The organism is Cloacibacterium rupense, from assembly GCF_014645495.1.
GTDB classification, from domain to species: Bacteria; Bacteroidota; Bacteroidia; order Flavobacteriales; family Weeksellaceae; genus Cloacibacterium; species Cloacibacterium rupense.
In genome coordinates this window covers 762,749-788,262 of sequence record NZ_BMLV01000001.1, presented here as the reverse complement: position 1 = coordinate 788,262, position 25,514 = coordinate 762,749, and the positions used below count along the sequence as shown (strand labels likewise).

The 25,514-nt window shown below is 33.1% G+C and carries 16 protein-coding genes; 15 read left to right on the top strand and 1 reads right to left on the bottom strand.

The window, feature by feature from the left end; all coding sequences use genetic code 11:
* The first annotated feature begins 27 nt into the window (after window positions 1-27).
* The 6 genes from IEW40_RS03415 to IEW40_RS03390 all read left to right on the top strand — a co-directional run bounded on the left by IEW40_RS03415 (window position 28) and on the right by IEW40_RS03390 (window position 11,999).
* A complete protein-coding gene (locus IEW40_RS03415) occupies window positions 28-4,407 on the top strand; it encodes a S8 family serine peptidase (RefSeq protein WP_188616677.1) in 4,380 nt (1,459 codons plus the stop codon).
* A gap of 130 nt (window positions 4,408-4,537) precedes the next feature.
* A complete protein-coding gene (locus tag IEW40_RS03410) occupies window positions 4,538-6,793 on the top strand; it encodes a glycoside hydrolase family 3 C-terminal domain-containing protein (protein WP_188616676.1) in 2,256 nt (751 codons plus the stop codon).
* Window positions 6,794-6,952: 159 nt separating this feature from the next.
* Entirely contained in the window at window positions 6,953-7,630 is a 678-nt protein-coding gene (locus tag IEW40_RS03405) for a TetR/AcrR family transcriptional regulator (RefSeq protein ID WP_188616675.1), read from the top strand.
* Between the two features lie 4 nt (window positions 7,631-7,634).
* Window positions 7,635-9,302 (top strand): peptidase domain-containing ABC transporter, encoded by a 1,668-nt coding sequence (locus IEW40_RS03400; RefSeq protein ID WP_188616674.1) that lies wholly within the window; start codon window positions 7,635-7,637, stop codon window positions 9,300-9,302.
* Window positions 9,303-9,310: 8 nt separating this feature from the next.
* On the top strand, window positions 9,311-10,615 hold the full coding sequence (locus IEW40_RS03395) for an HlyD family secretion protein (protein WP_188616673.1): 1,305 nt from the start codon (window positions 9,311-9,313) through the stop codon (window positions 10,613-10,615).
* Window positions 10,599-11,999 (top strand): TolC family protein, encoded by a 1,401-nt coding sequence (locus tag IEW40_RS03390; protein WP_188616672.1) that lies wholly within the window; start codon window positions 10,599-10,601, stop codon window positions 11,997-11,999. Before IEW40_RS03395 ends, IEW40_RS03390 begins: the two co-directional genes overlap by 17 nt.
* A gap of 14 nt (window positions 12,000-12,013) precedes the next feature.
* Here the strand turns inward: IEW40_RS03390 and mnmL are convergent, their stop codons facing one another.
* Complete coding sequence (gene mnmL / locus IEW40_RS03385) at window positions 12,014-12,976, bottom strand: tRNA modification radical SAM protein MnmL/YtqA (RefSeq protein WP_188616671.1); 963 nt, start codon at window positions 12,974-12,976, stop codon at window positions 12,014-12,016.
* Between the two features lie 652 nt (window positions 12,977-13,628).
* Here mnmL and IEW40_RS03380 point away from each other — a divergent pair.
* The 9 genes from IEW40_RS03380 to IEW40_RS03340 all read left to right on the top strand — a co-directional run bounded on the left by IEW40_RS03380 (window position 13,629) and on the right by IEW40_RS03340 (window position 25,511).
* Window positions 13,629-14,321 carry a phosphoadenylyl-sulfate reductase gene (locus tag IEW40_RS03380; RefSeq protein ID WP_188616670.1) on the top strand — a complete coding sequence of 231 codons (693 nt, stop codon included), beginning with the start codon at window positions 13,629-13,631 and terminating at the stop codon, window positions 14,319-14,321.
* Between the two features lie 18 nt (window positions 14,322-14,339).
* Window positions 14,340-15,245 (top strand): sulfate adenylyltransferase subunit CysD, encoded by a 906-nt coding sequence (cysD, locus tag IEW40_RS03375; RefSeq protein ID WP_188616669.1) that lies wholly within the window; start codon window positions 14,340-14,342, stop codon window positions 15,243-15,245.
* A 73-nt stretch (window positions 15,246-15,318) separates the two neighbouring features.
* Window positions 15,319-16,551, top strand: coding sequence for a sulfate adenylyltransferase subunit 1 (locus tag IEW40_RS03370; RefSeq protein WP_188616668.1), 1,233 nt, complete (start codon window positions 15,319-15,321; stop codon window positions 16,549-16,551).
* Window positions 16,552-16,660: 109 nt separating this feature from the next.
* On the top strand, window positions 16,661-17,569 hold the full coding sequence (cysK, locus tag IEW40_RS03365) for a cysteine synthase A (protein ID WP_188616667.1): 909 nt from the start codon (window positions 16,661-16,663) through the stop codon (window positions 17,567-17,569).
* Between the two features lie 267 nt (window positions 17,570-17,836).
* Window positions 17,837-18,658: a uroporphyrinogen-III C-methyltransferase gene (cobA, locus tag IEW40_RS03360; protein WP_188616666.1), complete on the top strand. Its 822-nt coding sequence runs from the start codon at window positions 17,837-17,839 to the stop codon at window positions 18,656-18,658.
* Window positions 18,648-20,348 (top strand): diflavin oxidoreductase, encoded by a 1,701-nt coding sequence (locus IEW40_RS03355; protein ID WP_188616665.1) that lies wholly within the window; start codon window positions 18,648-18,650, stop codon window positions 20,346-20,348. Before cobA ends, IEW40_RS03355 begins: the two co-directional genes overlap by 11 nt.
* A gap of 139 nt (window positions 20,349-20,487) precedes the next feature.
* Window positions 20,488-22,134, top strand: coding sequence for an NADPH-dependent assimilatory sulfite reductase hemoprotein subunit (locus tag IEW40_RS03350; RefSeq protein WP_373283766.1), 1,647 nt, complete (start codon window positions 20,488-20,490; stop codon window positions 22,132-22,134).
* Window positions 22,135-22,198: 64 nt separating this feature from the next.
* A complete protein-coding gene (locus IEW40_RS03345; RefSeq protein ID WP_188616663.1) occupies window positions 22,199-22,609 on the top strand; it encodes an RrF2 family transcriptional regulator in 411 nt (136 codons plus the stop codon).
* Between the two features lie 322 nt (window positions 22,610-22,931).
* Entirely contained in the window at window positions 22,932-25,511 is a 2,580-nt protein-coding gene (locus IEW40_RS03340; RefSeq protein WP_188616662.1) for a TonB-dependent receptor, read from the top strand.
* Window positions 25,512-25,514 lie beyond the last annotated feature (3 nt).

Sequence of the window (25,514 nt, the reverse complement as noted above, 5' to 3'; positions counted from 1 at the left end):
AGCAAGATGTAATGAAAAAAAATTTATATGAAAAAAAATTATTTTAGAAAATCTTCTTTTTTGTATTCAATAGCGAGCTTTCTAACCCTAGTTTCTATAGGTATGCGTGCTCAAACGGGAGAAGAAAAAAGAGTGCTAAAGTCTAAAACAGATTTGAAGACTTTATCTGTAGTAAAATCTAAATTGAACAAAATTGTTTTATCTGAAAAAAGTCTAAAAAGTTTTGCATCAAAAAAGAACATTCCATTTCGTGTAGAAGGGAAAGATGGAAAAATTATGCAGTTGGTGTATGTAGATGGTTTAGGAAACCCAATTTATCATATAACTGAAAATGAAAAAGCAGCCATCACCTCTGGTGTAAATTTGTTGCAAAAAGGAGGTAGTACTGGTTATGAATTATCTGGAAAAAATCTAAAAATTGTAGAATGGGATGGAGGTAGAATAAGAACTACACACCAAGAACTTACAGGTAAAATTACCAATGGAGCAGATACAGGAACAGTTACTACTGCGTTAAGTGACCATTCTACACACGTTGCAGGAACTGTTATAGCAACTGGAGTTGATAAAAAAGCCAAAGGAATGGCACCTGAGGCAAATATCATTAGTTATGATTTTAATGATACTTTTAATGAACTTCTAGCTTCTTTAAATATTCAAGAAGGTCTTTTGTCTACCCATTCTTACGGATATAACGCAGGTTGGACATATAATTCATCAAATGGGACTTACTCTTGGGGTGGCGATGGAAATGTAAGTTCTACAATTGATTATAAATTTGGATATTATTCAGAATATGATGCGGTAGTAGATGAAATGTTAAGAGCTGCTCCTTGGCATACTTATGTTCGTTCTGCAGGTAATCATAGAGGAGAGGGGCCTGCTTCAAGACCAGCTGGACAAGAATTAGACGGTGGAACAACTGGTTATGACTGTGTTTCATTTGGGAGTTTACCTAAAAATGTTATTGTGGTTGGTGCAGTACAGCCTGTAATAGAATATACTGGACCATCTAGTGTGCAAATGACAAGTTTTAGTTCTTGGGGGCCAACTGATGATGGAAGAATTGTACCTACAGTAGTAGCCGATGGTTTTAATTTGTATTCCACTTCTAGTACAGGAAATGATGCATATATGACAATGAGTGGTACATCTATGGCAACTCCTGCAACTACTGGGGCTTTAACCTTAGTTCAAGAATTTGCAAAACAAAAAACAGGAAATTATTTTTCTGCACCTTTAGTCAAAAGTTTAATTGTAAATACTGCCAAAGAAGCTGGAAATCTTGGACCTGATTATATCTATGGTTTTGGATTAATTGATGCTAAAGCTGCCGTAGAGAGCATTGATTATAAAGGTAAAATAACAGATTATCAAGAAGGTAAATTGGTTAATGGTCAAACAGTTACTGTTACTTTTCAAACACAAGCTGGGATTCCATTTAAAGCATCATTGGCATGGAATGATAGACCTGGTGTTCCGAAAGCAAATGTAGGAAACACTACTCCCAAGAATCCATCTTTCTTAAATGATAGGACACCAAAATTAATTGATGATTTAGATTTGAGAGTAGAATTAAATGGAACAACATATTTGCCATATGTCTTAGATCCTGCAAATCCTGCAAATGTTGCAACAACTGGTGATAATATTGTTGATAATGTAGAGCAAGTATATATACCTAATCCTGTATCAGGAACGCTTACTCTTACATTCACTCACAAAGGAACACTTCCAACAGATGGGGTAGATTATGGTCTCAGTGTTTCTGGAATTGCTGTAAATAAAGATTTGTTATTAGATTCAGTAACTGCTGAAGTTTCGCAGATTGACATTCCTACAAGTACTCCATTAAAAGCTACAATCAAAAATGTTGGGACTAGTGACTTTGGTGCTTTTGATGTTAAATTTATCATTAAAGATCCTAAAGGAACTGTACTACAAGAGAATACTGTAAATTCTACAGGTGTCTTGGTGGGAGAAACCGTAGAAATTAATTCTACTACGACAGAAATTTCAGAATTGTTTACGCCATATACAGTTACAGCACAAATTATTGCAGCTGATGACGCAATTGCAGGTAATAATTCAAAATCTACTAATGCAATTTCCACAGTTGCTGATCTTAGAGTAGGTGGTAGTGTTATGTTAGAAGATTTTAATGCGCCTTCCTTTTCATCACATAATTGGAATGTGCTTAATGTAGTTTCTACTACGCCTACTTTTCAATTGTCAACAGCTAGTACTTTACTTTATGATGGTTCTCAATTTGTATTAGCCTCTAATTCTGGTCAACAGGCCAATGATTGGCTATTTTCTAATCCTATTTTGCTCAATGCAGGGTCAAACTATAAAGTAACCTACTACATAGCTAAAAATTCGTCAAATACTACTAGAAATGAGAATTTAGAAATTTTTGTTGGTGATAACAGAGATGTTCCATCTATGACCAATTCATTGAACAAGTTTACTTGGGTACAGTCAGAACCTAACGCTACCTACAAAAAAGTTGAGTTTAATTTTGTAGCACCTAAAACAGGGTTGCAATACTTAGGATTAAGACATTATAATGATGCAGGTAAAAGTAGTTGGCTTATAGCTCTTGATAACTTTAAAATCCAAAATACTGATGCAGGAAAACCTACACCAGACTTTAGTTATACAATATTAGATGGGACTAATAGAATAACAACATCTACAGATGTTAGGTTAGATAACAATACAGAATCTAATCCAGCTGTAAGTTCATGGAACTGGGAATTTACGCCTAATACAGTTACTTTTGTTAATGCTTCCAATGCTTCTAGTCAAATTCCTCAAGTGAGATTTAATGCAGAAGGAGAGTATTCTGTAAAACTTACCGCAACAAATGTTAATGGATCAGCTTTTAAACAAAAATATTCTTATATAAACGTAGTAAGTCCAAACGCAACTGCTAATTTTACTATTGATAGAACAAATGTTTATGCTTTAGAAAATGTTCAATTTACAAATTTGAGTTCTGGATCTCCTGCTCCAACTGCCTACAATTGGACTATTACACCAAATTCTGAAGGCTCGTTTGAATATTTAGAAGGAACTTCCGCTAGTTCAGAGCATTTAAATGTTAAATTTAAGAAGCCAGGAACATATTCTGTTAAGCTTACCAATACTACAACTGCCGGAGATAGAGTATTTGAGGCATTAAATTCAATAATTGTAAAAGCTAATACAAATCCTCCATTAGCGGTTTCAGCAACTAAAAATGGGACATCTGTTTCTATAGATTGGGATGTTCCTGAATATAAATATCAAGACAGTTTTATAAATGAAACTTATGACGCAACTACTTTTCCACCTACAGATTGGCAAGTGCTAAATTCAAATGGAGATAGCAATACTTGGAAGAGAGTAGTCCTATCTGCTGGGCCTATAGTTGCAGGAGTTTACTCTTGGAATACTACTACAGGGGTAGCAATCCAGACTGACGATTATTTGGTGTCTAATGTTATCTCTACTTTACCTTCTGGATATAATGAGCTTACATTTAATTCCTACGGTGATGTTGCATATCCTGATAATTTAAAAATATATTATGTTAAAGTTTCTGATAGCAATCCTCTTACTAAAACACAAATTGAGGCTGGAGTTAAGATTTTTGATGGAACTACAATCTCCTCAACTTCAAATTTTAATAAAGTAAGTCTAGGTACTAACTATGATGGAACTCCGTTTAGATTAGCTTTTTATAGTAATAATTATGACAATTATTTACTTTCTTTAGATAATGTGAAGATTTCAAAGCCAGGAACAGTTACAGAATCTTTTAACAATTATTTAGTGTCAGAATCAATAACTAAAGAAAAATTGATAGCAGCAGAAGAGAAAAGTGATGGTAGTCTGTATTTGGCAACAGAAGCAACTCCAAAACCAGCTTGGCCTCAATTAAATGTAGGGTATAGTAATAATGTTACGGGTTATGAAATTGAAAGAAATGGTAATGTATTAGCAAATATTGATAATACGAATACCATTTACGTAGATAATTCAATTACTGTTCCAGGTAATTACTGCTATAATGTAGTAGCAATTTATGATAATGTAATTAAGTCTACTCCGTCTTCGCCAGATGTTTGTTTAAATGTGGATACTACTTTATCTACATTTGATATCAATAAGTTTGGTGCACTTTCAGTTTTTCCTAATCCTGTTACTGATTTTGTAAGAATTAAATTTGCAAATAAATTAAGTGATAATGCAACTGTTGAAATTTATAATATGGATGGAAAATTAGTTCTTACCAAATTATTTTCTGAGAATGTATTAGAAAAACAAGGGATTGATTTATCTTCTTTAATATCAGGTAGCTATTTGTTGGTTGTAAAAGATAAAAACAGTTCATATAAAGCAAAGTTGATTAAGAAATAACTTAGTTTTTTAATTTTAAAAAACACACTACTTTTTTAGGAGTGTGTTTTTTTTTGAATAAATTTTATAAAATCTCATTATGAGACAATAAATTTGTATATTTGTATCAATCTTTTAAATCAAAACAAAGATGTATCGTAGAATAATATACATAGCTATGTTTGCTTTTTCTGCTATGAGCAATGCTCAGCAAGCAAAACCAATTTATTTAGATGATTCAAAACCTATAGAACAACGTGTAGAAGATGCACTTTCTAAGATGACTTTGGATGAGAAAATTGCCATGATTCACGCACAATCTAAGTTCAGTTCGCCAGGTGTTCCTAGATTGGGAATACCAGAATTTTGGACTACAGATGGTCCTCACGGAGTACGCCCAGAGGTAAAATGGGATGAATGGGATCAAGCAGGATGGACTAATGATTCTATAATTGCGTATCCTGCACTTACAGCGCTTTCTGCCACTTGGAACAGAAATATGTCTAAAATTTATGGCGTTTCTCTTGGCGAAGAGGCACGTTACAGAAGAAAAGATATTTTGCTAGGACCTGGTGTAAACATTTACAGAACTCCATTGAACGGAAGGAATTTTGAATATATGGGCGAAGATCCGTTTTTGACTTCTCAGATGGTGGTTCCTTATATCAAAGGTTTACAGTCTAATGGTGTAGCAGCTTGTGTTAAGCATTATGCGCTCAACAATCAGGAAACATACAGACATACAAGTAATGTAATTATAGACGATAGAACGTTATACGAAATTTATTTGCCGCCATTTAAAGCAGCGGTGCAAGAAGGTGACAGTTGGTCTATAATGGGAGCTTATGATTTGTACAAAGGGCAATATGCTACTCATAATCAATATTTAATTAACGATATTCTAAAAAAAGAATGGGGCTATAAAGGTGTGGTAATTTCAGATTGGGGAGCTACAGCAGATACTAAGCAAGCTATTTTTAATGGATTAGATTTAGAATTCGGAACTTGGACTGATGGTTTAGCAGCAGGAACCAAAAATGCGTATGATAATTATTATTTAGCCAATCCTTACAAAGAAATGATTCTTTCGGGAAAAGTAGGAACTGCTGAACTAGATGATAAAGTAAGAAGATTATTGAGACTGGCTTTCCATACTACTTTAAATAAAAACAGACCTTTGGGTTCTGTAGCTTCGGCAGAGCATATAGAAGCAGCTAGAAAAATAGGAGAAGAAGGGATTGTTTTGCTTCAAAATCAAAACGGAACTTTACCAATAAACCTTAATAAAACTAAAAAAATAGCTGTAATTGGTGAGAATGCTGTTAAAATGATGACTGTAGGTGGTGGTAGTTCTTCGCTGAAGGTAAAATATGAAACTTTGCCTTTAGATGGAATCAAAAAACGTTTTGGTAAAGATGCTGAAATTGTCTTTGCTAGAGGTTATGTAGGTGATCCGGGAGGTGAATATAACGGTGTAATTACAGGTCAAAACCTTAAAGACAATCGTTCAGAAAAAGAATTAATAGACGAAGCGGTAAAAGTAGCTAAATCTGCAGATTTCGTGGTTTTTGTTGGTGGTCTTAATAAAAGTGAATTCCAAGATAGTGAAGGCGCAGATAGAAAAAGCCTTTCTTTGCCATACAATCAAGATGTGTTGATTTCTTCTTTAGCTAAAGCAAATAAAAATTTAGCGGTAGTTTTAGTGACAGGTAATGCAGTTTCTATGCCTTGGGTAAAAGAAGTTCCTTCTATTTTACAAACGTGGTATTTAGGTTCAGAAGCTGGTAATGCTTTAGCATCTATTTTGGCTGGTGATGCCAATCCTTCGGGAAAATTACCTTTTTCTTTCCCTGTAAAATTAGAAGATAATGCAGCACACGCTATGGGAGAATACCCTGGTAATAAAGAAGAAATGGCTGCTGGTAAAGGAACAGATAAAAATAATGTAATTAATATTAAGTACAACGAAGGAATTTTTGTTGGCTACAGATGGCACGATACCAAAAATATAAAACCTTTGTTCAGTTTTGGTCATGGGTTGAGCTATACTACTTTTGAATTTGGAAAAGTAAAAGCTGATAAAACCAAAATTTCAAGAAATGACAAAATTACCTTTACAGTTTCTGTAAAAAATACAGGAAATAGAGAAGGAGCGGAAGTAGTGCAGTTGTACATTAGTGATTTAAAATCTTCTTTGCCAAGACCAACTAAAGAATTAAAAGGTTTTGAAAAAGTTTATTTAAAACCAGGTGAGACCAAAGAAGTAAGTATTACTGTAGATCAATCTGCGCTAAGTTTCTTTGATCCTGAAAAACACGATTGGGTTGCAGAGCCTGGTGAGTTCGAAGCTTTAATTGGAAATTCTTCTTCTGATATAAAATCTAAAATTAGATTTTCTCTTCAATAAGATCAATTTGATACATTTAATTTCAAAGCTTCTCTTTTGAGAGGCTTTTTTTAACGTTTAATTTGATAGTAATACTATTATTGATATTTATAAAACTATTATAGATAAAATAAATATTCATCTATTTGAAATTGGTACTATTTTTGTAAAAAAATATTCATGGAATTTCAATTAAAATTTAAAGTCAATCCCTCGCTATATCTAAAAGATCCAGATGAAAGTACTATTGGAAAAGCAATGGTTACTAGTGCAATTGATTTAATATATGAAATTGGTTTTGAGCAGTTTACATTTAAAAAATTGGCGCATGTAATCAATACCACAGAAGCTACTATTTACAGATATTTCTCTAGTAAGCACAAATTGCTGCTCTATATTATGAGTTGGTATTGGCAATATCTAGAATTTTTTACAAAAATGAGATTGCTCAATGTAAAGAATTCAAAAGAAAAATTAGAATTGGTTTTAGAAATAATAACTTATAACTTTGTGACAGATGATAGTTTATTAGATTTTAATCTAGATAGGTTAAACTCTATTGTGATAAGTGAGAGTAGTAAAGTTTATTTAGTAAAAGAAGTAGATGAAATTAATAATGACCTAGCTTATGCACCCCTTAAGAATTATTGCTTTTATATTTCTAATATTATTAGAGAATATAAGCCAGATTATAAGTTCCCGAACTCTTTGGCGAGTACATTATTAGAAACATCTCATGACCAGCAATTTTTTAGTCAGCACCTCAATAAACTTACGGATAATGTGGAGAAGAAAAATCACAATCAATATGTTTTAAATTATCTTAATCAATTACTATTCAATGTTTTAAATCATTAATAAAATGGCAAATAAAAATTATAAAGAAAAAGGTATTCAACTTTTTAAATTTATTACCAAAGAAAGAAAAGATGTAGCAAATATTTATTTCTATGCTATTTTTAGTGGTTTGGTTCAGTTGAGTTTACCGCTTGGTATTCAGGCGATTATAAGTTACGCAATGGGTGCTACCATGGTTACCTCTATCTACTTACTTATAGCTTTAGTGGTCATAGGAACATGGTTGGTAGGTTTTTTTAGACTAAAGGTAATGCAGATTATCGAGAAGATTCAACAGAAAATTTTTGTAGAATATTCTATCGCATTTGCAGAAAAGTTGCCAAAACTTAATCTTACCAAAATCAATAAATATTTTTTGCCAGAACTAGTCAACAGATTTTTTGATATGCCTAATTTACAAAAAGGAATGTCAAAAATTTTATTAGAAATTCCTACGGCTATTATCCAAATATTTTTTGGGATAATATTGTTGTCTTTTTATCATCCTTGGTTTTTAATTTTTGGTTTAATGGTTATTCTTGGAGTGGTTTTCATTTTTAGAATTACCATGGAGCAAGGGATAGCCTCTAGTCTTGAAGAAAGTGATAAAAAGTATGCTGTAGCTTCTTGGCTAGAAGATATTGCTCATTCTGTAAAAACATTTAAAAACAATTCTGCTACTCAAATGCACCTTAAAGAAACAGACCACTTGGTAGAAGAATATCTAGAACATAGGACCTCGCATTTCCAGGTGCTTTACTTTCAGTATAAAACCATTATCGTTTTTAAAGTGGTTATTATACTCACGATGTTGGCTATTGCGACCTATTTATTATTAAATCAGCAACTTAATATTGGGGCATTTATTGCCACAGAAATTGTGGTAATTATGATAATGTCTGCAGTTGAAAAGCTCATCAAGAATTTAGAAAGTTATTATGATATGATTACTTCTATGGTAAAATTGTCTAAAGTTCTAGATTTACCAGAAGAGAATAATGGCGAAGTAAGTCTAAGAGATACACAAGAAGGCTTCGAAATAGAATTCAAAGAAGTAAGCGTTACGTTTAATGATTCTTCACCAATCTTAACAGAAGTTAATTTTAAAATCTTACCCAATACCATCACAGCTATTTCTGGTAGTCTAGGAGCTGGTAAAAGTGTTTTGATGAATCTTTTTGCAGGTTTTTATGAACCTACAACTGGTAAAATTTTATATGATAAGACTCCTTTTAATAATATCAATAAACATATTTTTAGAAATCAAATTGGCATTTATCTAAATGATGTCGGCATTATAAAAGGTACTGTTCTTCAGAATATACAGATATCTAATCCTGAGGTAACACCAGAAGATATTACCAAAACGGCAATAGAGTTAGGTGTAGAAAATTTAACAGAATATTTTACCAATGGATATTATACTGAGATTAGTGAAACTGACAGTCAACTTTCTTTCAGCTCCAAGAAAATGATTTTACTCTTAAGAGCGATTTTAGGAAAAACACGTTTCCTAATTTTAGAAGACCCTTTCGAAGGACTAGGAGAAAATCTCAAAGAAAATATTTGGAGATACCTTAAAAAAATGTCTGAACATAGAAATATCATCATGGTGACTAAGGAAGAGCGTTTTATAGCAGAAGCACAGCATCATTTATTTTTATCAAACGGAAATGTTCAATTTAAAAAATAATCACAACCATGAAATATCAATCAGAAGATAAGATTTATTTAATTCATAGAAATAATAATGTCAAGAAATGGTTTTGGATTTCTATGGCCTTACTTATTTTGGGGTTGTTCTTGCCTTGGACTCAGAATATTAGCCTTACAGGTAATGTAAGCTCTCTATATCAAGAGCAGCGCCCTCAACAGTTAAATTCTCCCATACCAGGTAAAATCGTAAAATGGTTTGTTAAAAATGGTGATTTTGTGAAAAAAGGAGATACCATTCTTCAAATTTCTGAAATTAAAGATGAATATTTTGACCCACTTTTGGTAGAACGTACAGAGCAACAAATGTCTGCCAAAAAAGGGGTAGGCGATTACTACTCTGCAAAAGTAAAAACTACCAATTCTCAGTTAAGCGCTCTAGATAATGCTTTAGATTTAAAATTGAGTCAATTAAAGATAAAAATCAGTCAGCTAAATAATAAATTGGCAGCAGAAGAAGCAGAACTTTTAGCCGTGAAAAATGAATTGAAACTAAGTGAAGACCAATTTAACAGACAAAAGAAAATGTTTGATGAAGGCTTAGTATCTCTTACGCAATTCCAACAAAGAAGTGCTTCATACCAAAATACTGTAGCTAAAAAAACTTCTGCAGAAAACAAAGTAGCCCAGACTAGACAAGAGATTACGAATACACAAATTGAACAAAATGCTGCTATACAAGAATATACAGAAAAAATTAGCAAAATAGAAGGTGACCGTTTTCAGGCTCTTGGTCAGATTGAAGGAAACTCTGGCGAAATTGCAAAGCTTCAAAATCAAATCACCAATTATAAAATGCGAAAAGGTTTGTATTACATTATTGCTTCGCAAGACGGGCAAATTACCCAAATCAATAAAGCTGGAATTGGCGAAATTCTAAAAGATGGAGAAAGTATAGGAATGATTGTTCCTACCAATGTAGATTATGCCGTAGAATTTTACATAAAACCTGTAGATTTACCTTTGATTAAAGAAGGACAATCTGTAACGTGTATTTTTGATGGTTTTCCAGCCATTGTTTTTTCGGGGTGGCCCAATAGCAGTTATGGTACTTTTAAAGGAAAAGTAATTGCTGTGGAGGGTAATATCAGTGCAAACGGAATGTTCAAAGCACTTGTGATTCAAGATAAAGATGACAAACCTTGGCCTCCTCAGATTATGATGGGTGCTGGTGTTAATGGATTGGCTATTCTAAATGACGTTCCTATTTGGTACGAAATATGGCGAAATATTAATGGTTTTCCACCTGATTATTATGTGGTAAAAAATGGAACAGATGAAAAGAAAAAGTAAATTGTTTTTAACATTTTTGATGATGATTTCCTCTTTTTTACAAGCGCAAGATTCTTTGCTTTTGTCAAAAAATGAATTTCTAAATATTGTTAAAAATTATCATCCGGTACTCAAAAGGTATCAATTGCAAAACAAAATTGCACAAGCCGAAATCACCAAAGCTAGAGGTAATTTCGATCCTGTTTTGAGTGCTAAATTAGGTGAAAAAGACATTGATAATACTCTCTACTATAATCAAAAAAATATAGAATTAGGAATTCCGACTTGGTACGGAATAGAAGTAAATGGAGGATACAATTATTTGACAGGAGAAAAACTAAACGAAAACGATACCAAAGGCGGTCTTTACAATTATGGAGTGACTATTCCGTTAGCTAAAAATCTTTGGTATGACAAAAGAAGAGCTGCACTAGACCAAGCAAAATTGGCAGAAAAAATGACGCGCGCAGAACAAATTATTCTCAGCAACGAACTGCTTTTAGATGCAGAAAATACCTATTGGGAATGGGTGAAAAATTATGAGGTTTTAAAACTTCAAAGGAAAAATGTAGAACTTAATAAAAAGCGTTTTGAATTCATTAAAAAGACATTTTCTTATGGCGAAAGAGCTGCAATAGACACGGTAGAAGCAGAATCTCAGTTGCAAAATTTTCAAATTCAAGAAAAAGAAGCTTATCTTAATTTTGTGAAAAGTACCCAAGATTTGCAATGGTATCTTTGGCAAGATAATTTAGAGTTTTATGAAATTAAAGCACCCATTTTCCCTTCCGAAAAAATGAATTCGGAAATTACGAATGATTATCTGTTTCTCGCTCAGAAATTGAATAAAGATAACCTTATTAATTCTCAATTTTTGAAATATTATGCTTTTAAAAATAATATTTTAGAAAGCGAAAAGAAACTGAAATGGCAAAGTTTTTTACCCAAAATAGACTTCAGTTATCAGTTTTTCAATAAAGAAAATAAAAATGCGCAGATGTTGCCTTTGTTTGACAATAATTTTCAATATGGTCTGAAATTGGAGATTCCAGTTTTCCTGAGAGGAGCAAGAGCAGATTATGAACAAGCGAAATTGAAACTGCTTCAGAACCAACAAGATATTAAGGTAAAAGAAAATGAATTAATGGTAAAAACTGCTACTTATCAACAAGAAGTAGAAAACTATAATGAGCAAATTTCTTTGGCAGAACAAAATCTTAACAATTATGAAAAACTTCTAAAAGCCGAAGAAACCAGATTTGAAAATGGTGAAAGTTCAATCTTCTTAATCAACTCTAGAGAAAATAAAAAGATAGATGCTCAGGAAAAACTCATCAATCTAAAAGCGAAAGTCATTAAAAGCTACAATAAGCTAAAGTGGATGAGCGAAAGCATAGAACAATAATTTTAAAGAAGTACTTACAAAAGTGCTTCTTTTTTTGTGTATTCGCTTCCTTGTATAATGTTGCGTTTTTCGATTTCAGAATCTATAAAGTGCTGAATTTGAGACTTTTTTAAGTTCCATTTCGGCGCGATTAGCATTTCTAAATCTGACAGTCCAAATAATCTTTGGATTACAATATCTGGTCTTAATTTAGGCAATATTTCACACAATAAGTCAGTATATTCTTCTAAGCTAAAAAGTTTAAATGGAGCTCTTTTGTATTTAACGCCTAAAATAGAACCTTCTACAATGTGAAGATGATGAAATTTCACAAAATTTATTTTGTAAAATCGGTTCAGTTCATCTACATATTTCAGCATCATTTCTTTGGTCTCATTTGGGAATCCCAAAATGGTGTGTATGCAAACATCTAGAGTAGAATTTTCAAGTAATTTCATAGCATCAACAAATTCTTGATGACTGCAACCCCTGTTGATTTCTGTCAAAGTTTCATCATAAATAGATTCCATTCCCATTTCCAAATCTACTTCTAAACCTTGTTTTTTATAACTTTCAAGAAGCGCTATCTTCTCTTCATCTATACAGTCTGGTCTGGTTCCTACAGAGAGTCCTACAATCTTTTCACGATTGATTTTCAAAGCTTCATCATACAGCATTTTCAATTCTTCTACAGGTGCATAAGTATTGGTATTAGGTTGAAAATAAATAATAAATTTTTCTGCGCCATAATTTTTGGCAGCTCGTTCCATACTGTAAGAAATTTGTTCTCTGAAAGTTTCTAAATTTCTAGAAACTGGCGTGAAAGAATCGGTATTACAATAGGTGCAACCACCGTAACCTTTGCTTCCGTCTCGGTTTGGGCAGGTAAAACCGGCATCTACAATTACTTTATATACCTTTTGCCCATCATATTTATTTCTAAGATAAGCACTGTAATAATTGTAATTTTTTTCGCCAAAAGCCAATGTTTTTTCCATCTTCAACCTTAATTTTTGCAAATTTACAATTCTAAAAAAGCACTTTTTAGTAGATATGAGTTTAATCATAAAATCAAAATTAAATTTTTTGACGAAAATTTTTAGCTTGAAAATGTGTAAATTATGATATGAAATTACCTTTAAATAGAGTGCTTTCAAAGTCTTTTTATCATGTTTTAATTTATACTTTTGGTAATGAAATGTTACATTGTTGTAAAATTTTTTAAAGAATTATTGTTTTGTTTAAAATTAATTATATATTTGCAACACAAAATGAAACAAATTATATCAAATATCGCAATGTGCTGTTGTCCTCTTAACTAGAGGAGAATTTCTTATATTGATATAGATTTAACAAAAAATATTTTCAAGAAAGACTCCTTAATTTTATGATTAAGGAGTCTTTTTTGTTTTAAAAATTAGTAATTTTACACAGAAATTAAGAAAATAGAAATTAGAAACGAAATGAATACAAAAGATTTTACTTTTAATAACCCAAAATACAGCTTCACAGCAATGTGTATGATGGTTTGTTGTTGTAAAGTTTCTTTGGAAGCTCCTATTTCTTATGGTCTATAGTATAGAATTATTGTGATTATAAATAAATATTGGCTTCTTGGTTTCAAGAGGTCATTTTTTTTGAAAAAATAGTATGGAAGAAGTATTAAAATTACTCAATGAGAACAATTCAGTTCAGGAAAATTTAAAAATCTTGAATGAACAATTAAAAGGGAAAATTGTTTTTTCTACCAGTTTCGGAATAGAAGATCAAGTGATTACCAACGAAATTTTTAGTAATCAATTAGAAAATATAGAGGTTTTTACACTAGATACTGGCAGACTTTTCCCAGAAACTTATGAAGTTTGGGATAAAACCAATCTAAAATTTGGAAACAAAATAAAACCTTTTTATCCAGAAGCTTCAAACATAGAAAAATATGTTTCAGACAACGGAATTAATGGTTTTTATAACAGTGTAGAACTTAGAAAAGAATGTTGTAATATCAGAAAAGTTCAACCATTAAATAGAGCTTTACAAGGTGCAAATGTATGGATTACAGGACTTAGAGCAGAGCAATCGCCTAATAGACAAACAATGAAATTGGTAGAATGGGATGAAGCGCATCAGTTATACAAATTCAATCCTTTGATGAACTGGTCAACCGATGACGTGGTAGCATACTTACAACAAAAAGGAGTTCCTTACAATACGCTTCATCACAAAGGTTTCATAAGTATTGGTTGTGCACCTTGCACTAGAGCGGTAAAAGAAGGCGAAGATTTCCGAGCTGGAAGATGGTGGTGGGAAGATCAATCTAAAAAAGAATGTGGTTTACATCAATAAATGCAGAAAAAAATTAAAATGAGCAATACAGTAGATTATTTAGAGCAATTAGAAAACGAAGCAATTTATATTTTAAGAGAAACAGCGGCGCAGTTCGAAAAGCCAGCTTTGCTTTTCTCGGGAGGTAAAGATTCCATCGTGTTGGTACATTTAGCGTTGAAGGCGTTTCGCCCAGGTAAATTTCCTTTTCCTTTGGTGCATATAGACACAGGTCATAATTTCCCTGAAGCTTTAGAATTCAGAGATGAATTGGTAGAAAAAATTGGAGAAAAATTGGTAGTGGGTTATGTAGAAGACAGCATCAAAAAATATAATTTAAAAGAAACTGGCGGTAGATTCCCTTCTAGAAATTCTCTTCAAACTTACACTCTTTTAGACACCATCGAAGAAAATGAATTTGACGCTTGTATTGGCGGCGCAAGAAGAGACGAAGAAAAAGCCAGAGCCAAAGAAAGAATTTTCTCTGTAAGAGACGATTTCGGAGCTTGGGACCCAAAACTTCAAAGACCCGAACTGTGGAATATCCTTAACGGAAAAGTACAAAAAGGTCATAATGTAAGAGTCTTCCCAATTAGCAATTGGACGGAGTTAGACATCTGGAATTACATCAAAAAATACAATATAGAATTGCCGAATTTGTATTTCTCTCACAATAGAGAATGTATTAAGTTTCAAGATAAATTAGTGGCAACTTCGGCGTTTATTCAACCTCAAGAAGGTGACGAAGTGGTGATTGAAAAAGTAAGATACAGAACCGTTGGAGATATGACTTGTACCGCAGCAGTGCCTTCTGAAGCTTCTACAATTGATGACATTATTGAAGATATTATCCAAACCAGAATTAGCGAAAGAGGACAAACAAGATTAGATGATCAACTTTCGGAAGCTGCAATGGAAGACCGTAAAAAACAAGGGTACTTTTAATATCAAATATTCAAAATTTTAAATTAATAATTAAGTCGAAACTCGTATCACGAAACTCGAAACTCATAAAAAAATGAATACATTAAGATTTATAACCGCAGGAAACGTAGATGATGGCAAAAGTACCTTAATCGGAAGACTTCTCTATGATTCTGACAGCATACATACAGACCAATTGGGTGTTTTACAAAAACAAACCAAGCAAGAAGGTGTAGATATAGATTTATCTTTAATTACAGACGGCCTTCGTGCAGAGCGTGAACAAGGAATTACAATAGATGTTGCGTACAAATATTTCTCTACTTCTAAAAGAAAATTTATCATTGCAGATGCACCTGGTCACGAACAATACACTAGAAATATGATTACTGGTGCTTCCAACTCAGATTTAATCATTGTTCTAGTTGATGCCCGAAACGGAATTACAGACCAAACCAAAAGACACGCAAGTGTAGGCTCTTTAATGGGAATTAAAAAAGCAATAATCGCCATTAATAAAATAGATTTATTAAACTATTCCGAAGAAGTTTTTAACCAAATAAAAAATGATTTCGAAGCCATAAAATCTGAATTGAATTACAACGAAATTATCTACATTCCGGTAAGTGCATTGGTAGGAGATAACGTAGTTACCACTTCTGAAAATACACCTTGGTACAACGGGAAATCTATTCTTCAAACTTTAGAAACTGTAGAATTAGACGGAACGGAAGATTTAGAAGCAAGATTCCAAGTGCAATGGGTAATCAGGCCAAAAGATGAAGACAACCACGATTACAGAGGTTATGCAGGGCAAATCTTGAGCGGAAGCTACAAAGTTGGAGACAAAGTAACCATTTTGCCTGCTAAAATAGAAACAACTTTAGTGAAAATAGAAAAAGATTTAAAAGATGTTTCGGAAGTAATAGCAGGTGACAATGTAGTGTTACATTTCGAAAATGATATAGACATCAGCCGTGGAGACACTGTAGTTCTCAGCAATCAATTGCCAAAAGAAGACAACCAAATCAACACTTGGATTTCTTGGTTAGATAACAATTCGTTACAAGTTGGTAAAACGTATTTATTACAACACAGATTCAAAAATGTGAGAGTAAAAGTGCAACAAATTAATAGAAAATGGAACGTTAATCAATGGCAATTTACGGATGGAGATGCAGTTCAACTCAATGATATTGCACAAGTTACATTAAAAACCAGTCAACCATTATTTTATGACACTTTCGAGAAAAATCCAAAATCAGGAAGCGCCATTTTAATAGACGAAACCAGCTTCAACACCGTAGGAGCATTAATGTTCCTTTAAACAATTTAAGAAAAACTTAGAATTAGATACATTATTACAATTTATAATAGCATAGAGCTAAGCTTTATGTAAAGATTTTTTAGTACCAAAAAATAGAAAAATAAAAAATATGAAAGCAAGTAACATTTTAGAAACCATCGGAAACACTCCAGTCGTTAAAATCAACAAATTATACGGCAATAAAAATGTTTTCATCAAATTAGAAAGAACCAATCCAGGTAACAGCATCAAAGACCGTATTGCATTGGCAATGATAGAAGATGCAGAAGCTAAAGGACTTTTAAACTCAGATAGTGTAATCATAGAACCAACTTCGGGTAACACAGGTATCGGCTTGGCTTTAGTAGCTGCGGTTAAAGGTTACAAAGTAATTTTGGTAATGCCAGAATCTATGAGTGTAGAGCGTAGAAAATTAATGGAAATTTATGGTGCAGAATTCGACCTTACCCCACGTGAAAAAGGAATGAAAGGCGCTATAGAAAGAGCCGCAGAATTGGTTGCCAATACACCAAATGCTTGGTCGCCATCACAATTTGCAAATCAAGCTAATGTAGAAGTTCACAAAAGAACTACCGCTCAAGAGATTTTGGCAGATTTTCCAGACGGATTAGATTATATTATCACAGGAGTTGGGACTGGTGGCCACATTACAGGGGTTGCTGCTGTTTTGAAAGAAAAATTCCCAAATCTTAAAGTGATTGCCGTAGAACCAGAATTATCTCCTGTTTTAAGCGGAGGTGCGCCCGGACCGCATCCAATTCAAGGGATTGGAGCAGGTTTTGTACCAGATGTTTATCGCTCAGATTTAATAGACGAAGTTATTCAAGTGAGCAAAGACGAGGCTTTCGAATATGCCAGAGAAATTGCCAAAAAAGAAGGGATTTTAGTAGGGATTTCCACAGGTGCTTCTTTAGCAGCGGTTGCCAAAAAAGCAGAGACTTTACCAGATGACGCTCAGATTCTAACTTTCAATTACGATACAGGAGAACGTTATCTTTCCATCGAAGGATTGTTCTAATTCTTAAAAGTCTGTTAGCTAGTAATTTATGATTTTTTGGGCAGCTATTCCGCCCTCCGTTCCCGCTTCCCGAAAAAATATTTTTTAAAATTTAAAAAAAATATTTTTTCGGGAGAGCTCCACTCAGGTCGGGCTGCGAAAAGATTAGACTAAAAAATAGAGTTAGCAGACTTTTTAATTAATCTTTAACTTACAGATAATCAAGTTTTTACCATATCGTTTTCGATAAGGCGGAGGAGATTTTATGCAAAAATTTATACAAAATTTATGAAAAGTTTAATTCAAAATACAGGAAAAGTGGTTTTGGCAGGTGCAGGACCAGGCGATCCAGAACTTATCAGTTTGAAGGCTTTAAAGTACCTTCAAAAAGCGGAAGTCATTCTTACCGACAGATTGGTTTCGCCAGAGTTGATAGAAGAATACGCTTCCGAAAAAGCAGAAATTGTGTACGTTGGCAAGCAATGTTCTAAAGGAATTTGGACTCCCCAAAAAGACATCAACAATTTGATGGTGCATTTTGCCAAACAAGGGAAATTGGTGCTTCGCCTAAAAGGTGGCGATGCCAGCCTTTTTTCAAATATTTTGGATGAACTTCAAATTTTAAAAGAACACCAAATTTCCTACGAAATTATTCCCGGAGTTTCTGCTGCTTTTGGCGCTGCGGCTTACACAGGTATTCCGCTTACTGCCAGAGAATATTCTAGAGGAGTGAGGTTTCTTACGCTGTATGATTTCAAATTTGTAACCCTTCATCAGTGGCAAGATTGGGCAACTACAGAAGATACCTTGGTGTTTTATATGAGCGGACAAAAACTAGAAAATATCACTCAAAAATTGATTGAATTTGGGATTGAAGGCTCAAAATCGATTGCGGTGGTTCAACAAGCGACCACTCCAGAACAAAAAACGCAGGTTTTCTCTTTCGAGGAAATTAAATCTCAATCTCTACCAGAATTTGAATACGTTCCTACGCTTATCATCATCGGAAATGTGGTGAACTTGCATCATCAATTTGCTTGGTTCGAGGAAAAAAAATCTGGAAACTCTTATTTCGATAATCACAAAACAAACTATCAAAATGCTATCTGATACTAAACAAAACCTATTGCAACAATTGGTTTCTAACGCCACTTACGAAGAATTAATCTATTCTAAAGGATTTTTGGCGGGTTACATTGCAAAATCTAGCGAAGGAAATCTTAAAATAGAAAATACTTCTGTTCCTTTAATCAATGTAAAACCACTCATCGTTTATGGAACGGAAACAGGAAATGCCAAAAAAGTAGCTTCAAAACTTCAGGCTAATTTCAAAAAGGAAAAAATCAATGCAAAATCTGTAGATATTTTTCAGTTTGATGTAAAAAAACTAGAAAAAGAAACTTTAATTCTTTTCATCATCAGCACCCAAGGCGAAGGCGAACTTCCTCTGAATGCCAAAGATTTTTATGAAAAACTGAAATCTTCTAATGTAAATCTTAATCAACTTTCTTACGCTGTTTTTGGTTTGGGAGATAGTTCTTACCCTCTTTTCTGCGAAGCAGGAAGACTTCTAGATGAGGTTTTGGAAGAAAAAGGAGCTAAAAGATTATTGCCTTTGGTAAAAGCAGATGTAGATTTCAATCCTTTGGTAGAAGCTTGGCAAAAAGATTTACAGAATTTGTTTTCTGGAGTTAAAAGTGAAACTAAGGTTGCTCATTCTGTTCAGATTATTCCTCATAAAAAGAATTACAAAGGCATAATCAAACATAAAATTGTGCTGAATGATACAGGTTCTAACAAAGAAACCTATCATTTAGAAATTATTTCAGATGATGAAATTGCGTACCAACCTGGTGATGCGCTCGGAATTATTCCTAAAAATTCTAAAGAAGATATTGATTTCATTATCAATTATTTCGATGCAAAAAGTAATGATGAAATTGCCATTAAAAATGAAACAAAAACAGTTTTTGATTGGTTAGAACTTAGAAATATTAAAGGATTAAGCAAGCGTTCTTTAGATTTAATATCAGAAGTTTTACCATTTGAAAACATTTGGGAAAAAGCAGATTTGATAGATGTTTTAAAAAGCATTAAAACTCCAAAATTAGAATCAAATTCATTCCAAAAAATTCTAGAAATTTTGTTGCCTGTTGCGCCTAGATTGTATTCTATTTCATCTTCTTCTGAAGCACACGATGGCGAAGTTCATTTAACGGTAAACCTTAATAAATTTAATGCAAATGACGAGAAAAAAACTGGTTTTGCTTCACAATATTTTGCAGATTTTCCTCTAAATCAAGAATTTGAATTTTACATTCATAAAAACGAAAATTTCAGATTGCCAGAAGATGACAAAGACATTATTTTAATTGGTCCAGGAACGGGAATTGCGCCTTTCAGAAGCTTTTTAGCAGGAAGAGATGCCAACGGAGCAGAAGGTAAAAATTGGTTGTTCTTTGGTGAACAGCACTTTACGCTTGATTTTTATTACCAAACCGAAATTCAGGAATGGTTGAGTACAGGGGTTTTAACCAAATTGAGTACTGCTTTTTCACGTGACCAAGAAAAAAAAATCTATGTACAAGATAGAATTAAAGAAAATGCAAGAGAATTTAATTCTTGGATTGAAAATGGAGCTTACATCTACTTGTGCGGACAAAAAGAACCTATGAGCAAAGATGTGGAAAACACGATTGTAGAAGTAATTTCTACCCAACGAAATATTTCTGTAGAACAAGCAAAAACAGTAGTAGAAGAATTAGAAAACCAAGGCAGATTTCTGAAAGATGTTTACTAATGATGGATGTTAGATGATGGATGCTGGAAGATGGAAGATGGAAGCAGAAAGGTGTAAATCAAACTCATTCAAACAACATCAAACAAAGTCAAACCATTTCAAACAATACCAAACAATTTCAAACCACCTCAAACTTTAAATTATGAGCGATAAATTATCTCCAATAGAACACATAAAAATGAAAAGCGACGGACTGAGAGGTACGTTGAAAGAAAGTATAGAACTTGATAATCACACCGGAAATGTTCGTCCAGACGATGAAGCATTGGTAAAATTCCACGGAATGTATGTGCAAGACGACCGTGATAAAAGAGCAGAAAGAGCCGCTAAAAAATTAGACAAATTGTATTCTTTTATGATTCGTCTCAGAATTCCGGGTGGAGCAATTTCGGCGGAACAATGGCAAGCATTACACCAAGTTTCAGAAGAATTTGGTACAGGAACTCTTAAAATTACCACCAGACAAACGGTGCAACTTCACGGGATTTTGAAACATCAAATTAGACCTACGATTCAAGCGTTTAATACCGCAAAACTAGATTCCATTGCAGCTTGTGGTGATGTGAATAGAAATGTGATTGCCAGTTCGCATCCGCAATTGTCGCCCATTCATCATCAGGTTCACGAGTATGCAGATAAAATTTCGAAATTACTTTTGCCAAAAACCAAAGCTTATTACGAGGTTTTTATAGACGGAGAAAAAATCTACGAACGTTCCGCAGAAGCAGATCCTTTGTACGAAGACCGTTATTTACCGAGAAAGTTCAAAATTGCAATAGCAATTCCACCAAGCAATGATGTGGATTTGTTCACCAACGATTTAGGACTGATTGCCATTATCGAAAATGATGAATTGAAAGGCTTCAACTTAGTTGTTGGTGGTGGTTTGGGCACTACTCACGGTAATGCTGCTACTTTTCCACGTTTGGGAAATGTACTCGGGTTTTTAGATACCGAAGAAAAAACATTGAAAGCAGTTTACGAAGTTTTAACCATTCAAAGAGATTTCGGGAACAGAGCAGACAGAAAATTGTCTAGATTAAAATACACCATCGAAAGATTGACGGTAGAAGGTTTCAAAGAAGAATTAGAAAAACGAATTGGTTTCAAACTAGAACCTGCAAAACCCTATCAATTTACCGAAAGAAATGACCGTTACGGTTGGGAACAAAGCGCAGATGGAAAATGGTATTACACCCTTTTTGTAGAACACGGCGTGGTAAAACCTTATCAAAAAGCTTTCTTATTAGAAGTGGCGAATCTTAATTTAAGTAATTTCATCTTCACAGGAAATCAGAATTTGATTATTGGTAATGTTTCTGAAATTGATAAGAAAAAAATTGAAGAATTATTAGAAAAATTTGAAATTGAAAAGAATGTTTCGCCGATGAGGAAAAGTTCTATGGCATGTGTAGCATTGCCAACTTGTCCGCTTGCTCTAGCTGAAGCTCAAAGATATTTGCCAGAATTGGTAACAAAAATAGAACCTATTTTAGAAAAACACGGACTTTCGGAACATGAAATTTCTATCAGAATGACGGGTTGCCCTAATGGTTGCGGTAGACCTTACGTGGCAGAATTAGGTTTTATAGGAACGGCAGCAGAACAGTATAATTTTATGTTGGGTGGAGATAGATACGGATTAAGACTCAATAAATTGTATAAAGAAAAACTTTCAGAGCAAGAGATTTTAGATGAAGTGGATCATTTGTTTGGGCAATATGTAAAAGAAAAACAAGCAGGAGAACATTTCGGGGATTTTGCTTATCGAAAGTATTTTAATTAAAAAGAGTTGAAGTTTTGTTAAAGATTTAGGATATTTTGTATTTTTGAAAAGTATTACCAAAATTATGCTTTCAAAAAAAGTAAAATATGCCATCAAAGCTTTGATTTTTATTTCGAAAAATGTCGAAGCGAATAAACCTGTTTCAGCGAAATTGATTTCAGCGAAAGAAAAAATTCCTTATAAGTTTTTAGAGACCATTCTTAGAGAACTTAAACAGAATAAGATTCTTAAAAGCGAAAGAGGAGCAGAGGGTGGCTATTCTTTTTTAAAAGCACCTCACGAAATTTCTGTTGCCGAAATTCTAAGGTTTATAGATGGTCCTATATCTATGATGAATTGTGTTTCGGTTAATTATTATCAGAAATGTGAAGATTGCATAGATGAAGAAACCTGTAGTATTAAGTTATTATTTACCGAAGTAAGAGATGCTACATTGCCTATTCTTAACAAAACTATAGCAGAACTCTCCAAATAAATTAATGTTTTTTCCTTTATTTAAATGTAATTATAATATATTAAATAAAAATTCATACTAATTTGGTAGGAATTATATAATATTAATTATATTTGCTACTTCAAATTTTGATTGGATAATGATTATTTCATTTTAATTAAATTTTGATTAAACCTAAGAATTGAATAATATGAAGACTAAATTTTTGAAAAAGAATTATTATAAAAATAATTCTAAAAGCAGTTGTTGCCAATTATTTTAACAAGTTTTATTAGAATTTCTAACCATGTATAGAATTCTATTTTCTTACTATTTACTTTAAACTTTTTTAGAATAATTAACAATGAAAAAAACAATTTATATTTTAGGATTATTATTTTTAAACCAAAATTTTGCATATTCTCAAGAAAAAGACAGTATCCAAATTACCGAGAAAAAATTAATCAAAGGATATGTGGTAGATTATGACAATACACCACTTACAGATGCGACAATCAAAATAAAAGGAACAGAATATTCTGTAAAATCTGATGCAGAAGGAACTTTTAAATTACAGAATATCAACGATTTTCCTGTGGTTTTAGAAGTAAATAAAAAAGGGTATCAAAAATCTGAAGTCATTTTAGACGAGTACCAACCAAGCATTACTATAAAATTAAATTTAATTGAAAAACATATTGAAGCCGTTTTGGTAACTTCTAGAAGAAGAAGCGAAGAAATTCAGAAAATTCCTATCCCAATTACAGTTCTTACTTCTAAAAGAATAGACGAGACAGGTTCTTTTACGGTAAATAGATTAAAAGAATTAGTGCCTACAGTTCAATTGTACGCTTCTAATGCTAGAAATACTACGCTTAATATCAGGGGGTTAGGCTCTACGTTTGGTCTTACCAATGATGGGATAGACCCTGGGGTTGGTTTTTATGTAGATGGAGTTTATTACGCTAGACCTGCAGCTACGGCATTAGATTTTATAGACACCGAAAGAATAGAGGTTCTTAGAGGTCCGCAAGGAACACTTTTTGGTAAAAATACTACTGCTGGTGCTTTTAACATTACTACCAAAGACGCTACTTTCCGACCAAGTGCAAGTTTTGAAATCACTGGTGGTAATTATGGTTTTCTTCAAGCTAGAGGTTTTTTGTCTGGTCCTATTTCCAAAAAATTGGCAGCTAGAATTTCTTTCTCTGGAAGTCAAAGAAATGGTCTTTTGTATAATGTACATACTCAACAAAATATTAATGATATCAATAACATAGGTGTAAGAGCTCAATTGCTTTACAAACCAACAGATGAAATAAAATTGACATTAAATGCTGATATCACAGACCAAAAACCTGATGGTTACGGATGGCCAATTGCAGGTGTAGTTACTACAAAAAGAGCAGCATATAGACAGTTTTATAATATCATTAAAGATTTGAATTACCAAATTCCATATAGCAGCGCCTTCGAAAGAAAAGTAGATTTAGATACACCATCTAAAGCAGACAATCAATTAGGAGGCGTTTCCATTAATGCAGATTTCAAAATTGGGAAAGGTACACTTACTTCTACTTCGGCATTCAGATATTGGAGATGGAATCCACTAAATGATAGGGATTATTTAGGCATACCTGTATTTACCATTTCATCTGGAAATTCTAAACATGAACAATGGTCTCAAGAAATAAGATACTCTGGTGATTTTACCGAAAAACTTCACGGTGTTATAGGTGTTTTTGGGTTGTGGCAAGACCTTAATTCAGACCCTGTACAGACAGAAGAAGCTGGCTCAGCACAGTGGCGTTTTGCACAAGATTCTACCAGTTCACTTTGGAAAACACCAGGTTTGTTTGACAATTTTGGAATTAGAACCACCAATAGAATTCAAAGTACCAGTTTAGCAGTTTTTGGTCAATTAGATTGGGCTTTAACAGAAAAGTTGCACATTTTACCAGGAGTTAGATACAATTATGATAAAAAGATTGCGAATTACAAAAGACAAACGTACGGAGGTTTGCAAACTACTGATCCAGCTTTAATTGCGCTTAAAAATAAAGTGTACACTAACCAAGCTTTTGATACAGATGCCAAAGAAGGAAATTTCTCTGGACAGCTTACTTTGCAGTACAATATCAACAATAATTTCAATACCTTTGCTACCTATTCTCTAAGCTATAAACCTGTAGGGATAAACATTGGTGGTTTGCCTACAGCAAATGGAGTAGTTTTAATTGATTTGGCAAAAGTAAAACCAGAATCTGTAAGACATTTTGAAATTGGGGTGAAAACCAAACCTACTGCCAACTCTGTTTTTAATGTGGTATTTTTTAATGATGATATTAATGATTATCAAACACAAGTGCAAACTCCAGAGCCAGGTGTAAACAGAGGTTATCTGGCAAATGCCGAGAAAGTAAATGTAAAAGGTGTGGAAATAGATGGTAATTTAAGAATTCAGAATTTTGTATTTAATGCTGCTTTAGCCTATACAGAAGGCAAATACGTTAAATTTACAAATGCACCAGTACCTTTAGAAGAAGTAGGAGGTTCACTTGCTTTCAAAGATGTTTCAGGTGGTAGACTACCAGGTATTTCTAAATGGTCTGGCTCTTTCGGGGCTGAAGATTCTTTTGATGGGCATTTTCTAGGTTTTGAAGGTAGCTATTTTGTAGGAGCTGATGTCTTTTTTAGATCCAATTTTTCCTCTAGCCCTTCTCCTTCACAGTATTTGAATATTTCTGGATATTATTTGCTAAATAGTAGAGTTGGTTTCAGAGCTTCTAATGGTTTGTCTATCAATCTTTGGGCAAGAAATTTACTTAATAAAGATTATTACGAACAATTATTAGCCGCTCCAGGTAGTGCAGGACATTACGCTGGTGTAATTGGTGATCCAGCAACTTTTGGTGTAACTCTTAAATATACTTTGAAACAATAATTA

Bases quoted from the DNA above. Each gene is read 5' to 3' on its own strand.
- IEW40_RS03390 (WP_188616672.1), top strand. From the start codon at position 10,599: ATGAAAAGAAAAAGTAAATTGTTTTTAACATTTTTGATGATGATTTCC.
- IEW40_RS03370 (WP_188616668.1), top strand. From the start codon at position 15,319: ATGAATACATTAAGATTTATAACCGCAGGAAACGTAGATGATGGCAAA.
- cysD (WP_188616669.1), top strand. From the start codon at position 14,340: ATGAGCAATACAGTAGATTATTTAGAGCAATTAGAAAACGAAGCAATT.
- IEW40_RS03355 (WP_188616665.1), top strand. From the start codon at position 18,648: ATGCTATCTGATACTAAACAAAACCTATTGCAACAATTGGTTTCTAAC.
- IEW40_RS03410 (WP_188616676.1), top strand. From the start codon at position 4,538: ATGTATCGTAGAATAATATACATAGCTATGTTTGCTTTTTCTGCTATG.
- cysK (WP_188616667.1), top strand. From the start codon at position 16,661: ATGAAAGCAAGTAACATTTTAGAAACCATCGGAAACACTCCAGTCGTT.
- cobA (WP_188616666.1), top strand. From the start codon at position 17,837: ATGAAAAGTTTAATTCAAAATACAGGAAAAGTGGTTTTGGCAGGTGCA.
- IEW40_RS03400 (WP_188616674.1), top strand. From the start codon at position 7,635: ATGGCAAATAAAAATTATAAAGAAAAAGGTATTCAACTTTTTAAATTT.
- IEW40_RS03405 (WP_188616675.1), top strand. From the start codon at position 6,953: ATGGAATTTCAATTAAAATTTAAAGTCAATCCCTCGCTATATCTAAAA.
- IEW40_RS03340 (WP_188616662.1), top strand. From the start codon at position 22,932: ATGAAAAAAACAATTTATATTTTAGGATTATTATTTTTAAACCAAAAT.
- IEW40_RS03380 (WP_188616670.1), top strand. From the start codon at position 13,629: ATGGAAGAAGTATTAAAATTACTCAATGAGAACAATTCAGTTCAGGAA.
- IEW40_RS03395 (WP_188616673.1), top strand. From the start codon at position 9,311: ATGAAATATCAATCAGAAGATAAGATTTATTTAATTCATAGAAATAAT.
- mnmL (WP_188616671.1), bottom strand. From the start codon at position 12,976: ATGGAAAAAACATTGGCTTTTGGCGAAAAAAATTACAATTATTACAGT.
- IEW40_RS03415 (WP_188616677.1), top strand. From the start codon at position 28: ATGAAAAAAAATTATTTTAGAAAATCTTCTTTTTTGTATTCAATAGCG.
- IEW40_RS03345 (WP_188616663.1), top strand. From the start codon at position 22,199: ATGCTTTCAAAAAAAGTAAAATATGCCATCAAAGCTTTGATTTTTATT.